Source organism: Ignatzschineria ureiclastica (genome assembly GCF_003121845.1).
GTDB lineage: Bacteria > Pseudomonadota > Gammaproteobacteria > Cardiobacteriales > Wohlfahrtiimonadaceae > Ignatzschineria > Ignatzschineria ureiclastica.
On sequence record NZ_QEWQ01000004.1, the window covers coordinates 104,688 to 120,832 of the forward strand.

Annotated in this window: 13 protein-coding genes; 12 read left to right on the forward strand and 1 reads right to left on the reverse strand. The window is 39.5% G+C overall.

Annotation, left to right across the window (positions count from 1 at the left end):
- Window positions 1–165: 165 nt before the first annotated feature.
- Window positions 166–2,733 (reverse strand): type I DNA topoisomerase, encoded by a 2,568-nt coding sequence (gene topA, locus DC083_RS06160; protein ID WP_109189360.1) that lies wholly within the window; start codon window positions 2,731–2,733, stop codon window positions 166–168.
- Window positions 2,734–2,921: 188 nt separating this feature from the next.
- Here topA and DC083_RS10230 point away from each other — a divergent pair, with 188 nt between their 5' ends.
- The 12 genes from DC083_RS10230 (at window position 2,922) to ccoS (ending at window position 16,140) form a co-directional block, all read left to right on the forward strand.
- Entirely contained in the window at window positions 2,922–3,068 is a 147-nt protein-coding gene (locus DC083_RS10230; protein WP_189364565.1) for a hypothetical protein, read from the forward strand.
- 129 nt (window positions 3,069–3,197) lie between these two features.
- Window positions 3,198–3,575: a diacylglycerol kinase gene (locus tag DC083_RS06165; protein WP_229822368.1), complete on the forward strand. Its 378-nt coding sequence runs from the start codon at window positions 3,198–3,200 to the stop codon at window positions 3,573–3,575.
- Between the two features lie 140 nt (window positions 3,576–3,715).
- Complete coding sequence (gene tsaD / locus DC083_RS06170) at window positions 3,716–4,729, forward strand: tRNA (adenosine(37)-N6)-threonylcarbamoyltransferase complex transferase subunit TsaD (RefSeq protein WP_109189361.1); 1,014 nt, start codon at window positions 3,716–3,718, stop codon at window positions 4,727–4,729.
- A 186-nt stretch (window positions 4,730–4,915) separates the two neighbouring features.
- Window positions 4,916–6,277 (forward strand): deoxyguanosinetriphosphate triphosphohydrolase, encoded by a 1,362-nt coding sequence (locus tag DC083_RS06175; protein WP_109189362.1) that lies wholly within the window; start codon window positions 4,916–4,918, stop codon window positions 6,275–6,277.
- A gap of 187 nt (window positions 6,278–6,464) precedes the next feature.
- On the forward strand, window positions 6,465–7,922 hold the full coding sequence (gene ccoN / locus DC083_RS06180; protein WP_109189363.1) for a cytochrome-c oxidase, cbb3-type subunit I: 1,458 nt from the start codon (window positions 6,465–6,467) through the stop codon (window positions 7,920–7,922).
- A gap of 19 nt (window positions 7,923–7,941) precedes the next feature.
- A complete protein-coding gene (ccoO, locus tag DC083_RS06185; RefSeq protein ID WP_373296742.1) occupies window positions 7,942–8,766 on the forward strand; it encodes a cytochrome-c oxidase, cbb3-type subunit II in 825 nt (274 codons plus the stop codon).
- A gap of 55 nt (window positions 8,767–8,821) precedes the next feature.
- Complete coding sequence (locus DC083_RS06190) at window positions 8,822–9,049, forward strand: cbb3-type cytochrome oxidase subunit 3 (protein WP_109189365.1); 228 nt, start codon at window positions 8,822–8,824, stop codon at window positions 9,047–9,049.
- Between the two features lie 42 nt (window positions 9,050–9,091).
- Complete coding sequence (locus DC083_RS06195) at window positions 9,092–10,132, forward strand: cbb3-type cytochrome c oxidase N-terminal domain-containing protein (protein ID WP_109189366.1); 1,041 nt, start codon at window positions 9,092–9,094, stop codon at window positions 10,130–10,132.
- A gap of 379 nt (window positions 10,133–10,511) precedes the next feature.
- A complete protein-coding gene (gene ccoG / locus DC083_RS06200; RefSeq protein WP_109189367.1) occupies window positions 10,512–11,942 on the forward strand; it encodes a cytochrome c oxidase accessory protein CcoG in 1,431 nt (476 codons plus the stop codon).
- Between the two features lie 383 nt (window positions 11,943–12,325).
- Window positions 12,326–13,159: a FixH family protein gene (locus DC083_RS06205; protein ID WP_109189368.1), complete on the forward strand. Its 834-nt coding sequence runs from the start codon at window positions 12,326–12,328 to the stop codon at window positions 13,157–13,159.
- A gap of 225 nt (window positions 13,160–13,384) precedes the next feature.
- Window positions 13,385–15,862 carry a heavy metal translocating P-type ATPase gene (locus tag DC083_RS06210; protein WP_109189369.1) on the forward strand — a complete coding sequence of 826 codons (2,478 nt, stop codon included), beginning with the start codon at window positions 13,385–13,387 and terminating at the stop codon, window positions 15,860–15,862.
- Window positions 15,859–16,140 carry a cbb3-type cytochrome oxidase assembly protein CcoS gene (ccoS, locus tag DC083_RS06215; protein WP_229822365.1) on the forward strand — a complete coding sequence of 94 codons (282 nt, stop codon included), beginning with the start codon at window positions 15,859–15,861 and terminating at the stop codon, window positions 16,138–16,140. Before DC083_RS06210 ends, ccoS begins: the two co-directional genes overlap by 4 nt.
- Window positions 16,141–16,145 lie beyond the last annotated feature (5 nt).

Genomic DNA, 16,145 nt, shown 5'->3' on the forward strand with positions numbered 1-16,145 from the left:
TATTTTTATTTCAATTTGATATCAATGTTTGGTATCAATTAATAATACCAATTTAATGTCGTATCTTATATGTGTCGCTCAGTGATCATGACTTTATTATAGTGGTTGAGGTGGGCATAGAAAAAGGGGAGTCGAAACTCCCCCTTAGTATACCTAAAAAAGCAATTAATTTTCAGCAGTCGTTTTTTTTGCACGACTTTTAGCTGTAGCAGTCGTCTTTGTCGGTGCTTTTTTAGCAGTACTTTTCTTAGTAGTACTACTTGATTTTGTAGCTGTTTTTGTTGAAGCGGCTGTTGTTGTCTTTTTGGTCGTTGCTTTTTTAGTAGTTGTTTTCTTTGCAGTCGTCTTTTTTGCAGTTGTTTTTTTAGCAGCTGTTGATTTTGTTGCTTTCTTATCTTCGTCTGCTTTTGTGCTTTTTTTCGTGGCAGCTTTCCGTTTTCCTTTCGCCGGTGCTTTTTCTAGCATCTCTTTGCAGGCTTCAAGGGTCAATTCTGCAGGATCTTGATCTTTTGGAACTTTGGCGTTTTTACTACCATCGGTAACATAAGGGCCAAAGCGACCATTGATGATCTCAATCGTGACATCGCCATCTTGGAAAGAATTGATAAATTTCGCTGCTTCTGCTGCTTTATGTGCTTCTACGATTTCAAGGGCTCTCTCAAAAGAGACACTGTACGGATCATCTTCTTTGAGTGATACAAATTTGCGAGGACCATACTGAATATAAGGTCCAAAACGACCGATATTCGCACGAATATCATAGCCATCTTCACCTTGACCTAATACGCGGGGTAATCTAAAGAGCGCCATCGCTTCATCAAAGGTAATAGTATCAATACTCTGTCCCGGCAATAGGGAAGCAAAGCGAGGTTTCTCTTCATCATCTTTATCGCCAATCTGTGCAAAAGGTCCGTAGCGGCCAACTCTCACAGAGACAGGCTTACCGGTTTTGGGGTCTTCCCCTAATACTTTAGCTTGAGCAACTTCTGCGCGTGTGACATTTTCTTCCACAAAATCACATTGAGCGATAAAAGGTTTCCAGAACTCTTGAAGTAATGGAATCCACTCTTTCTCTCCACGAGAAATTTCATCTAAGCCATCTTCCATCAAGGCGGTAAATTCATAATCGACAATACGTTTAAATTCCGAACTTAAGAATCGAGAGACTATCTTACCTGTATCTGTAGGGATAAAGCGGCGATTATCTAAAATGACATATTCACGTTTCTGTAACGTTGCAATAATGGAAGCATAGGTAGAAGGACGACCAATGCCGAACTCTTCCAATGATTTAACTAAGGATGCTTCAGTATAACGCGGTGGTGGCTCTGTAAAGTGCTGATTAGGGTTAATCGCTTCTAAATCGATAATATCGCCGGTTTTCATCTCCGGTAAGATACGATCTTCCTCTTTTTGATCTTCTTTCTCATCATCCACATCTTCAAGATAGAGACTCATGAAGCCAGGAAACGCAATGGTTGAACCTGTAACTCTAAAGGTATGAAGCCCTTTTTCCCCAAGATCAACGGCGGTTGTATCCATAATGGCAGATTCCATCTGTGAGGCAATCGCACGTTTCCACACGAGTTCATATAGGCGATATTGATCAGAGGTTAAATACTCTTTAACTGATTCAGGCGTTCTAAAGACAGAGGTAGGGCGAATGGCTTCATGGGCTTCTTGCGCATTTTTCGCTTTAGTTTTGTACTCACGAACTTCTTTAGGAAGATACTCTTTTCCATGTTTGGTGAGAATATATTTACGGATATCCTCAAGCGCTTCATTGGAGAGCGCAACAGAGTCTGTACGCATATAGGTGATTAAACCGATCGTATCATGACCTAAGTTGATCCCTTCATAGAGATCTTGTGCTGTGCGCATAGTCCGAGAAGTGCTAAAGCGCAATTTACGTGAAGCTTCTTGTTGTAACGTTGAGGTAGTAAAAGGAGCTGCCGGATTACGTTTACGTTGTTTCTTCTCAACGTTATAAACGGGAATCGTCTTTCCAAAACGTGCTTCTAATGTGTTTTGTACTTCGAGAGCACTTTTCTCATCGGTAAAAGAGAATTGCTCAACTTTTACACCTTTGTATTCTGTCAATTTACCAGAGAATTGGCTCTTGTCTTTTGCCATATCTGCAAAGATTGACCAATATTCTTGGCTAACAAAGGCGTTAATTTCATCTTCTCGTTCCACAATGAGACGAAGTGCCGGAGATTGTACGCGTCCCGCAGAAAGTCCAGGATTAATTTTTTTCCAGAGTAGTGGCGAGAGATTAAAACCGACTAAATAATCGAGCGCTGTTCGAGCTTGTTGTGCTTCAACAAGATCCATATCAATTTGTCGTGGGTGCGCAACCGCATATTGTACGGCACTTTTAGTAATCTCATTAAAGACGACGCGACAAACGCTTTTACCAGTAAGGGCTCTTTTGCTTTTGAGATACTCTAGTATATGCCAAGAGATTGCTTCACCCTCTCTATCCGGGTCAGTTGCGAGCATAAGGTTGTCGGCATCTTTGAGTGCTTTTTCAATCGCAGCAAGGTGTTTTTTATTTTGTGGGATCACCTCGTATTTCATCGCAAAATGATTATCAGGATCAACGGATCCTTGTTTGCGCACTAAAGCACGCACATGCCCAAATGAGGCTAGGACAGTGTAATCTTTACCGAGGTATTTCTCGATAGTTTTCGCTTTGGCGGGTGATTCAACAATAACTAATGATTTACTCATCTATATTCTCAACTCTTCCTACGATTAATTGATACGAATTTTATAGTTCAAAAAGGTTCGGATTTGCTACAATGGGTGAATTCGATACTCTTAAATACTTTTTAAAATGAATTAGTAGTTTGAGTAATTTGTAATAATATTTCAAGCAATCTCTTTAAATTAACAAGAAAAGTAGAATTTATATCACTATGTATTACCAAGAAAAAAAACGCAAACGTCCCTTTAAGTGGCTTATTCTCGTATTGATCATTGCTTTCATTGTATGGGTAATGCTTGATGATACTGATAAAGAGAATGAAACAAATCAGATCATTGAAGTGCAATTACCCCGTTAAAATAGCATAGTCTACGCGAAAAAGTGTCGAGATTGTTGCGCAATTATAGGCAAATTATCTATTTGTCTATTTTTTATTGCTCAATAAATCTGAGATTATTGGTCAGTTGACTCAAGGTGCAAAATTATAATGAATAATAAAATGAATAAGCCCAATCGCACAGGTTTAGGGCGAATTATTGCAGCAGGGGGCTACTCTTTGCGTGGGCTAAAGGCGGCTTTTCAGAATGAAGCTGCGATTCGGCAAGAGCTTTTTGCAGCCATATTTTTAATTCCTTTAGCCTTTTATGTTGCAGATAGCGGGATAGAGCTGTCACTTTTGCTCGGAAGCTTAATACTCGTGTTTTTGATGGAGCTGATTAATTCGGCAATTGAGGCTATTGTTGATCGTATTAGTTTTGATTATCATCCGTTATCAGGGCAAGCAAAGGATATTGGCTCGGCACTTGTGATGATTGCGATAGGGCTAGTTATCATTGTTTGGGGTGCGATCATTTTTTATCCGTAATGATTCATTGCCAACAATTATATGTCGATAATTATGAGATAGAGATATAAGCTTACAAATATAAAATCGTCGAAACAAGATTTGGTGTCATAAGCATTTATGAATGATTTATTAATCAGTAGAAGATAAAGAGGCAGATAGTGATTGTATTGGGAATAGAGAGCTCGTGCGATGAGACAGGGGTAGCAATTTATAGTGGTGATAAAGGACTGTTAGCGCATCAATTATATTCACAAATAAAGCTGCATGCACAATACGGTGGCGTTGTGCCTGAGCTTGCTTCTCGAGATCATATTCGTAAGCTTCCTTTATTAGTGAATGCTGCATTAAAAGAAGCAGGGCTTGATTTTTCGGATCTTGAAGGGATCGCTTTTACAAGAGGGCCGGGGCTGATTGGCGCGTTGATGGTCGGTGCTACTTATTCTGAAGGACTTGGTTTAGCGCTCGATATCCCTGTGTTAGGGGTCAATCATATGGAGGCTCACTTAATGGCGGTGATGCTTGAAGAAGAGAAACCTTCATATCCTTTTGTGACGCTTTTGGTCTCAGGCGGGCATACACAATTAGTATTCGTAAAAGCATTTGGAGATTACGAACTATTAGGTGAAAGCCTAGACGATGCAGTAGGTGAAGCATTTGATAAGACTGCTAAAATTATGGGACTACCTTATCCTGGTGGCCCTGAATTAGCAAAGCTTGCAGAAAACGGGGATTCTGAGCGATATACATTTCCAAGGCCAATGTTGAACCGTCCGGGGCTTGAGTTTAGCTTTAGCGGTATCAAGACAAAAGCATTATTGACAATTGAGTCAGCCACAGAAGCTGATTATCCTGATATTGCCGCAAGCTTTCAAGCAGCCTTGATTGATACTTTAATTCAAAAGTCCTTAAGAGCCTTAAAGCAAACCGGCGCTAGCGCTTTAGTGGTATCAGGTGGGGTCGGTGCGAATCAATATTTACGTTCAGAATTACGTCGGTTATCAGAGTTAGGGCAGTTTAATGTCTATTTTCCAAGATCTGAATTTTGTACTGATAATGGGGCAATGGTGGCTTATCTTGGACATGAGCGTCTATCTCGCGGTGAAAAGAGTGAACAAATTCAATTAGTGGCGCGTTGGCCTATTGATCAGGTGACTAATCAAACGGATGTTTAAGTTGCCAATGCTCTCCTATTTACACTATGTTTTATTTGAAGTTATCAAAAATATTGTCATATTATCGATAGATAAAGATGGAAGATTGTATAACATTCGATAGTTAACTATATTTAAATATCACGAAATGTCATATTCTGGGAATATCTGCTGTCTTTAGTACTGAATGAAAAGGATGAATATATAATGGTCGATACCTATTTAGCGCAGAGATGGCAAGCACTTTTGCCTCAAACACGATTAGGTGTTCAACAGGCAAAGCCTCAAGATTATCGTACTAATTTTCAGAAAGATTTTGATCGTTTGATTTTTTCAGCCTCTTTTCGTCGTTTGCAAGATAAGACGCAAGTTTTTCCTCTAGCGCAAACAGATTATGTCCGAACTCGATTAACGCATAGCTTAGAAGTGAGTAGTGTATGTCGAAGCTTAGGGACATTACTCGGTGAGCATCTCGTTAAGTCTGAAAGAATAAATAATCTTACGCCGGCAGATCTAGGCGCTATTTTAGCGGCCGGTGCATTAGCGCATGATATTGGTAATCCCCCTTTTGGTCATGCCGGGGAAGAGGCGATTAGTCGTTTTTTTAAAAGAAATCCTGTCGGTATTGAAGCTATTCAATCTATGGTGCCGGAAGAGCAAGCAGATCTTTTGTCATTTGAAGGTAATGCACAAGCTTTTAGAGTGCTGACGAAATTACAAAATGTCGATAATGTCGGTGGATTACAACTCTCTTTACCCGTCTTAGCCTCGATTATGAAATATCCTTGTGCAAGTAGTCATAAGCCACAAGAGAAGCATATTGCTTATAAGAAATATAATTACTTTCAGTCAGAAAAAACGTTGTTTGCAACGGTTGCTGATCAATGCGGTATGAAACGATATGAGGGCCTAGAGGGAGTGTGGTATCGGCATCCTCTGACCTATTTGCTAGAAGCTGCTGATGATATCTGTTACCACTTGGTGGATTTAGAGGATGCTTATCGGCTGAAGTTAATCTCAAGTGAGGAAATTACCCATTTTCTAGAACGTTTGATTACTGTCACAAGACCATTACCTGAAAGTAAATTGAAGAGTATTGGGAGAACAAAAGATCGTGTGGAATATTTACGCGCTTTTACAATTGGGTTGCTCATTGATCGAGTGATGGAAGCGTTTATTGCTAATGAAACAAAAATTATTGAGGGTGAGTTAACGCAGCCTCTCTTAGATTTAATTCCTGAGGCAAAAGTATTGCAAGAGATTAAAACTTATTCACAAGAGTATATTTATCACTCAGACTCTGTGCTAAAGGTTGGTATCGCTGGGTTTAAGGTGATAGATACATTGTTAGAGGCTTTTGTGGATGCGGTTGAGCAGGGGAGTCGAGGGGGGGCTCGTTCAAAAATGTTGTTGAAATTTTTGCCCGATCAATTTTTTGAAAAGAATCGTAAGATTAGTGAAAATTCGTATTTGCGTGCGCAAAGAATAACCGATTTTGTTTCCGGAATGACGGATCGCTATGCAGTAAAAGTATTTAAAATGATTACGGGGGTTGATTTGCCTGTATAACTCTTGTTTAATATGCGCTATTACTGAAAGGTATAGTCACTAATCATGTCAAGAGATTCTATGATAATGAGAATTGTTTCTTGACGGATATCAAGACACAGCTAATTGATTCTTGTAAGATATCACGACGAGTAATATTAGAATGGGATGCATTTATATATGATGTTTATTAACTTTTGGGGGAACTATGGGACAAAGCAATAGTCTTCATGATCATTATGAGTATGGGGTAATCCGAGGACTTGTAATGAGTACTCTGCTTTTCGGAGCATTAGGATTGTCCGCAGGGCTTTGGGCAGCGCTTGAGCTGACATGGCCTGTTTTTAACTTTGATTTACCAGGATTGACTTTCGGTCGATTAAGACCTGTTCATACTACGCTTGTGATTTTTGGTATGGGTGGTTCAGCATTGATCGCAACATCGTTCTATGTTGTACAGAGAACATGTCAAGTTCGTTTAGCATATCCAGTTTTAGCTTATATTGTGTGGATTGGCTGGACAGTCATCTTTATTCTTGTGCCAATTAGCTACATGATGGGTTATACACAAGGTAAAGAGTATGCTGAGTTTGAATGGATTTTTGACTGGGCGGTTGCGGTAATTTGGTTAATTTACTTCTTTGTCTATGTAACAACTGTTCTTCGTCGTAAACAGAAGCATATCTATGTTGCAAACTGGTTCTACCTTGCATTTATCCTTGCAACAACATTGCTTCATGTATTTAATAACATCTCAATTCCTGTATTTGGTGCAGAAGGCCTCAAATCATATAACGTCTTTAGTGGTATGCAGGATGCGATGGTTCAATGGTGGTATGGACATAACGCTGTAGGATTTATCTTAACAGTTGCGTTCCTCGGTATGATGTACTACTTCGTACCTAAAGAAGCAGGTCGTCCAATCTACTCATATCGTTTATCAATTGTTCACTTCTGGGCATTGACGTTCCTCTATATGTGGGCCGGTGCGCATCATCTTCACTGGACATCACTTCCTGACTGGGTATCATCGCTTTCAGCGACATTCTCGATTATTCTATTGCTTCCATCTTGGGGTGGTATGATCAATGGTATTATGACCCTTTCTGGTGCTTGGGATAGTATTCGTACAAATCCAATTATCCGCTTCATGGTGGTTTCTCTCTCATTCTACGGTATGAGTACTTTTGAAGGTCCATTAATGAGTTTACGTTCTGTAAACGCTTTATCACACTATACAGACTGGACCATTGGTCACGTTCATGCGGGTGCTTTAGGTTGGGTTGCGATGATTACTTTCGGCTCGCTCTATCACATGGTTCCACGTATCTTTGGTGGTAAAATTTATAGTGAAAAACTAATTTTTGCTCACTTCTGGTTAGCAACTATTGGTATCGTTATCTACATTGTTTCTCTCTGGGTTGCAGGTATTGGTCAAGGTATGATGCTTCGTGCATTTAACCCTGAATACGGTACATTAGCTTATGAATTTATCGAAACAGTGAAATTCATGCATACACCATATATCTTCAGAGCAATTGGTGGTGGTCTATTCTTATTGGGTGCAGTTATTATGATCTTCAACTTCATTATGACTATGATCATTGGATCACGCGCACAAGCAGATAGCAATGCGATGATTCCTGATGCAAGAGCTCATGCTTAATAGGAGAAAACATTAAATGATTAAACATGAACGTTTAGAAAAAAATACCGGTCTTCTACTTCTTTTTACATTAGTAGTTATTAGTATCGGTGGTCTTATTGAGATTGTTCCCCTTTTCTATATCGATGGCTCAGTTGAGGAAGTTAAGAAAAATATCACCGAGGTGAAACTCGATGAGAATTATCAACAAGTCTTAGATGAGAATGGTAATGCTGTTATGGTCACTCGTGAAGTAGATGCGATTCGTCCATATACACCACTAGAGTTCTTAGGTCGTAATATTTACGTGGCTGAGGGATGTTATAACTGTCACTCACAACAAATTCGTCCTATGCAAGATGAGTATGAGCGCTATGGTCACTACTCACTTGCGGCTGAGTCGCAATTTGATAAACCATTCCAATGGGGTTCACGCCGTATCGGACCAGACTTGGCTCGCGTTGGTGGTAAAATGGATAACCAGTGGCATGTTGACCACTTAGTGAATCCTAAGAGCCGTGTACCTGCTTCAATCATGCCTAAGTATCCTTGGTTATTAGAAGAAGATCTTTACTATGCAGATGTTAAGGCGCAGATGAATGCGGCACGTATCGCTGGTATTCCTTACTCTAAAACACAAGAAGAGTACGAAGCGAATATTGAACGTTTCGGTGTCGATGTAGCGAATATGCTTGTGATTGATTTAGCTGCACAAAATCTTGAAGCACAAGCTGCTGCCGGTAACTACGACATGAATCCTTCACGCTTGACTAAGATGGATGCACTCATTGCTTACCTACAAGTATTAGGTACGATGGTTGAGTTCAAAGAAGATCAAGGTATCGAATTTAGTGAATTCCGTTAATTTATAGTTAGTTTATAAAATTAAAAGCGTTATAAAGTTTTAAGGAGAGTGTACGATGATGGACATTTTAAATTGGTTTACTGATTTAGGTAACAGTAAGACATTAGCAGCAGTTATCTTTTTTGTAACATTTATTGGAATCATCATCTACACTTTTACTGGAAAAGCGCGGAAAGAACGGTTTGATGAATATCGATATATTCCATTTATGGATGATGAAGAATTTATTTTTGATCGCAAAGAATCTAAAGAGCAGAAAGATCAAGACTCTCAAGCGAAATAATAGAACCACTCTTCATGATCAAAATGATTGAGGAATACAATAATGAGTGATAACACAAATAAGAAAGATTTAGAGAACTTAGAGACCGAAACCACCGGTCACGTGTGGGATGGTGATCTACAAGAGTATAATAATCCTCTTCCAAGATGGTGGCTCTATGCCTTCTATGGCACAATCATCTTTGCAATTGGCTATTGGATTCTTTTCCCAACCTGGCCGATGGGTGATGGTTATACGAAAGGAATCTATAAAGTTGAGATTGAACGTCCTGTAGTACAACAATCTGGTGATGCTTTAGTGAATGCTGAAGATGCTGATAATGCACCTATGGAGAAAGTTAAGGTTCATTGGACAACGCGTTCACGTCTTGTTCATGAATTACAATCTTCACCAGAAGCATTAAAACGCCATGAGCATTTCTCTGAATTGATGGAGAAAACAGAAGCTGAAATTATCAATGATCCTAACATGATCAAGTTTGCGCAAAATGCAGGTAAAACATTATTTGCTGATAACTGTGCAACTTGTCATGGGCCACAAGCGGAAGGTGTAATTGGTATGTATCCAAACCTTAACGATGATAACTGGTTGTGGGGTGGAACATTAGCGCGTATTGAAGAGACTATCACAAAAGGTCGTCGTGGTAACATGCCTGCTGGTAAGTTAACGATGACACCTAATGAGATCGAGGATGTTGCCAAATATGTTTTAACTTTATCAAATAACTATACACCTGATGAAGCCACTTCAAGAGGTGAAGAGTTATTCTTCGGTAAAGGTGCATGTTTTACTTGTCACGTAGATTTCACCAAAGATCCACGTAAAGCGCAAGGTAACCCACTTTTAGGGGCACCTAACTTAACTGATCAAATTTGGGAAATCGTGGACATCAACTCTAAAAATACACCAGAAGAGAAAGTGGCAGCGATTATTCCACAAATTCGTGATGGGGTAGATCCTGCAACAACACATCGTGTGATGCCTGCTTGGGAATCTCGTTTAACACCTGAACAAATTCGTGCATTAGCTGTTTATGTTCATCAGTTAGGTGGTGGGGTTGTTCCTGCTGAAGCTAGTAAGTAATAGACTCAATTAATCAATATTTATATACATGGTAAGTATTGATGATAATTAGACGCCCTTTGGAGTAAAAGGGCGTTTTTTATACGCTTAAAATAGTGTTAAGTAGCGAGTGCGATTTTAAAAGAACATTAAACCATACTAAATAACATTTATAAGATGCCAGACAAAACAGTTTCCTCACCTTGATCAGTTGATGGGCTGGCATTTCTATTGGCTTATTTTGAACCGATATTACTATAATATCGATATCAGTATTTACATTCTTGCTGTGAAACATGATCTTGGTATCATTTAGTTGATCCGAGACCTTAATGTTTATTAGAAAGTTGGTATAATGATTCAAATAATAATTAATAATTAGCTCATAAGGGTATCTATCGTGGCAAACAATGTAACAGAGCAGAATCAAACACCTAATGCCGGTGATCTTTATGCAAAACGAATTCCTATTTATCCTCGTAGTGTAAAAGGAAAGTTTCGGACATTTAAAAGTTCAGTATTAGCATTAGCATTTTTAGTCTTTTACCTTCTTCCTTGGGTTCCTTGGAATCGCGGAGAAGGGTTACCTGGGCAAGCTGTTTTCTTTGATTTGACAGCAAAAACATTTTATATTTTTAGTTTACCTGTTGATATTCAAAATATTTTCTGGCTTGCCGGTGTATTAGCAATCTTCGCTTTCTTGCTCTTTTTTGTGACCGCCATTTTAGGTCGAGTATTTTGTGGCTATTTCTGCTTTCAGACACTCTGGACCGATGCTTTTATTATGATTGAGAGCTTGATCCAAGGAAATCGTAATGCGCGTAAACGTCTGCATGAAGGTCCTTGGAATGGTGAAAAAATTACGAAAATCGGTTTAACCTGGTTAGTGTGGCTGATAGTGGCTTTTTGGACAGGTTTTACATTTACATCTTATTGGATGCCGGCACCTGAACTGATTAAAGTGGTCTTTACAGGCGGAGCACCTGTTGCGGCATATGGTGCAATTGCTTTTATTACTGCGGCAACCTTTATTATGGCAGGGTTTTCTCGCGAACAGGTATGTACCTATATGTGTCCTTATGCTCGTTTCCAAGGGGTAATGTTCGATAAAGATACTTTAATCGTTACCTATGATTATAATCGCGGTGAACGTGAAAAAGGTCGTGCTAAACCCACTAAGAATCTACGTGATCGTGATGAGCGTATTAAAGAGGGATATGGAGATTGTATTGATTGTGATCTCTGTGTTCAGGTCTGTCCGGCAGGAATTGATATCCGCGATGGAATTAACTATAAGTGTATCACTTGTGGACTCTGTATTGATGCTTGCCACAATATGATGACAAGTCTTAAATACCCAACAGGCCTTATTCGTTATGACTCAGAAACAGGTTTAGAAGGGAAGAAAACTAATTATTTCCGTCCAAGAAATATTGGTTATGCCATTGTATTACTCATAGTAATAGCGATTCTTTCTTGGAGCGTAATGCACCGTGATGTAGCGCATTATATTGTGGAATCTTCTCGTAAACCACCTACATTACTGAGTGATGGGCGAGTACAGAATACTTATGAACTGAAGTTTAATAACCTAACATTAGAGCCACAACAGATGCATATTGCGCTTGAAGATCCCGGTTATGATCTTTCAATGAGTTTTAATGATATTGTGCTCAAGCCTAATGAGCGTGTAGCGTTGAATGCAGCAGTACGTAAAGATAGAGATGTTGCTTTTGTTCCTGATGTGACATTTGTACTGACTATTACCAATCCTGATACAGGTGAAGTGGTTGATGTGCAAAAATTAAAAGCAATTTTCTTGAAAAAGTAGAAATCAATATCTTGATGTCATTATTGAATTAAGAAGTCGATTGATGTGACAAGACGTTAATCATCAAAAAATGGGGCTCTGATGGCATTTAGTGAAAATATTTCATTAAGTGAAATCAGAGCCTTTATTAAATGAGCTTTAGTAAGTGTGATTGAATTATTGAAAGATCTCAAAATCCCTCTATAAATCATCTTATAAATGTTACTATGAATTCGAGTTTGTGTATTGATGTAATATGACATAGATTGGATGCCTCAAACTTTATATTTAATAAATGGCTGAATGAATACAATTTATAAAGGTAATTATTGCGTAATCGCTCTATAATAGTGATCAATCAAAAAAAGATACGATAAAACGAATAGAAACGAAGGAACTTCTCTATGAATGAAACAGTTGCCATTATGCTTTTAGGCATTGTGACAGTGCTCATTGTCAGCTTAATTTTGCATAAGCTTTTAAGATTTACACCGCTTCAGGCTGCAAGTATTACCGCATTGATGGGAATTGCAGTCATTGTTCCTTTCTCTATTTTACGTTGGCGGGGAGGAGATGTATTTACCCTCTATGTGACCTGTAACTTAATGACCTCATTTGCCTATTATTTGATTAGTTCGGGGGGAATGAAGAGTCTAAAAGGCAAAGATGGCAAACGGATGCATTGGGCACCGATTACTATTTTTGGCTTCTTTCTTGTACTAACTATTCAAAATGGCGCTTTCGTTGTTATGGCAGAGAAAGGGCTTATTTTTAAGAGTAACAAAGAAGACTCATTTGTGAGCACTCGTTTCCCTGGAGAGGTTCCGAATGCTTATCAAAAGAAAGAAGCTTATTACAATGCTTATCAGAAGCGTTTAGCAGAGCAACAAGCGCGTGGTTGGCAGGTTAAATTTGGTTTTGCAAACACCCCCTATGCGAATGAAGAGAACTTTTTTGTAGTACAATTATTGGATAAAGAGGGAAACCCAATTGATGGTGCTGAAATTTCTGCAGAGTTTTTCCGTTCGGCAGAGCAAGAGCTCAATAGAACTTATAACTTAGAGATGGTAGAGCCAGGTCTCTACTCAATTCCTATTCTTTTAGAGCGCGTTGGACCTTGGGGGTTAGATCTTGATATTATTCGCGGTGATGATACACACGAAGTGGTTGGACGAACGCTTGTCAATTGCCCGCCGGGAACTGAGTGTGAGTTAGAATCAAAATTACGTGTACATTAATCGCGTTGTAAAATAGCAAAAGGGCAGTAATGCTCTTTTTCTGTTTATAAAGAAATAAAGTGACAAATAATCAAACAATAATCAAACAATAATCACGCAACCACGCAATTACGCAATACGTAATAAATAAGTTGTAGCTTAAAGTGATTGAATTGATAAGAAAAGAATATTGATTTCGAATTCATAAAGTCGATGAGATGCAATGAATGAAAAGGGCAAAAGGGTATGACAGGAACAGCAAAAGAACGAATCTCTTGTTACCATTGCGAATTACCGATCACCGGTAAAGCGCCATTTACAGCAGAAATACAGGGCGTTGCGCAACCGATGTGTTGTGCCGGCTGTAAAGCGGTTGCGGAGATGATCGATCAATCGGGGTTGACCCGTTATTATGATTTTCGGTCAGAAGCTGCTGTACGTCCTGAAACTGCGATGAATTTGATTCCTGAATCATTAAAGCAAGAGATGCATTTTTATGATCATCCTGATATAGCAACCCAATTTATTGCAAAATCCACTGATAAAGAGGGGAAAACGGTTGCAAATGCATATCTGATTATTGATAAAATGACCTGTGCTGCTTGCGCTTGGTTGATTGAAAATAGTGTCAAGCGACTAGAGGGCGTTGAACGTTTTGATATTAATCTGACCACTCATAGAGCGCATTTAACTTTTGATCCGGCGAAGATCAAAATTTCAGAAATTTTGCTAGAGATCTTAGCGCTCGGTTATCAAGGAACCCCTTATGATGAGCAATTAGAACAGAAAAGGCTCAAAAAAGAGTGGCGTTCACTATTGATGGAGTTTGGAATTGCGGCGCTCTTTTCTATGCAGGTTATGACCATTTCTGTTGCGCTCTATTTTGGTTATTACTCAGGGGATATGTCTGAGAGTTCCTACTCATTACTACGTTGGTTTAGCCTCTTTGCGACAATTCCTTGCGCAACTTATTCAAGTCGTAGCTTCTATAAAGCCGCTTACTATGATCTTAAAAATAAGCGATTAACGATGAATGTGAATATCTCAATTGCGGTGATTGCAGGCACATTATGGAGCGCTTATAACACCGTGATGGGGATTGGCGAAACCTACTATGAGGGCGTGACGATGTTTGTCTTTTTACTGCTCGGAGCTAGAGTATTAGAGACAAGCGCACGCCATAAATCATTACTAATCTCTGATGATATCTTAAAATTAAAACCCAATTTTGCTGAGCGCATTATGGCAGATGGCTCGCTGGAATTAGTGGCGACTAATCGGCTTGCTGTGGGGGATCAATTGATGATTAAACCCGGCGATAGTATTCCCGTTGACGGTGTTTTACTCGATCAGATTGCGATGGTGGATGAGTCTCTATTATCGGGGGAGAGTCTACCGGTGGAAAAACATCGGGGAGATGCGCTGATCGGTGGTTCGGTGAACTATGAGCAACCGCTCAAAATGGAAGTCACTACGGTCGGTGCCGAGACAGTCTTGTCACAGATGACTCGTTTAATTGACCGTTCAATGAGTGAAAAGCCGAAGATTGCTAAACTAGCTGATATTATCTCGACTTACTTTGTTTTAGGACTGCTTATCTGTTGTGTGGTGACATTTGCGATTTGGTACTATCTTGATGGTGCTTCACAAGCGTTTGCCGTAACTTTAGCAGTATTAGTGGTATCTTGTCCTTGCGCCTTAGCCTTAGCAACGCCCTCAGCATTAAGTGCCGGGAATCAAGCGATTATTGAGAAGGGCTTAATTGCGACCCGCGCCGGCGCACTCGAGACATTAGGGAAAGTGACCGACATCGTTTTTGATAAGACTGGAACATTGACAGAAGGTCGCTTGACGATTAATGAAGTGATCTCATTTACGGATCAATATAGTGAATTTGAATTGCATCAAATTGCGGCAACTTTAGAGGCCTCTTCTAATCATCCGATCGCCTCAGGGTTTAGCCAATGGGCTTATGAAAATGAAGCTCAGCTTCTACCTTTGACGCATTTACATCATACTGTGGGGCGCGGCATTAGTGGGGAGATTAATGGTGTTACTTATAAAATTGGTCGATTAGATTGGTTTGATCTTAGCGCTTTTACTGAAAATCAACAGCGGTTTGGCGATGGCGTTTGGATTGGTTTAGGGGTTGAGAATCAATTATTAATGGCGTTTTCGCTCTTAGATCATCTCAAATCGGATACTGTTGAAGTGGTGCAGGCACTGCGTCATCAAGGTTATCGTTTACATATATTAAGTGGTGACCGTCAAGCAACGGTGAATCTCTTTAATGAGCGCTTAGGGATTGAAGTTGCAAAAGGTGATCTATTGCCTGAAGATAAGCTCGATTATGTCGCAACACTACAAGCGAATGGGGCGGTTGTTTCGATGCTTGGGGATGGAATTAATGATGGGCCGGTATTAGCGAAAGCCGATGTATCTATTGCAATTGGGCAAGGTGCTTTATTAGCACAATCTACAGCAGATATGATTTTAATGAGCGATCAGCATTTAACGCCCTTGACAGAAGGGCTTAAGATCGCGAAGCGTACTGATAAAATTATTACGCAAAATCTCTTTTGGGCGTTATTATATAACATTGTGGCGATTCCTTGTGCGATGAGCGGTTTTGTTTTACCGTGGATGGCGGCACTTGGAATGAGCTTGAGTTCACTGATTGTAGTTGGGAATACCTTAAGAATAAGGGAGGGACGTAAAGAATGATGAGCACACTATTTATCTTACTGCCATTGACATTAGCAGGAATGGTTGCAGCAGGATATGCTTTCATTTGGGCGGTTCGATCTGATCAATTTGATGATATGGAAGGACCGGCGCATCAAATTCTATTCGATGAAGATATTCGTCCTCTAAAGCAAGATGACTTAAAGGATAAGACTGCAGATGTCACAAAAGATCTCGCAGATGATGCCACTTCAATGTCCACTACAGATGTTATAAATTCAGAGAATCAAAATAGTAGCGAACAAGAGAAACACTAAAAACT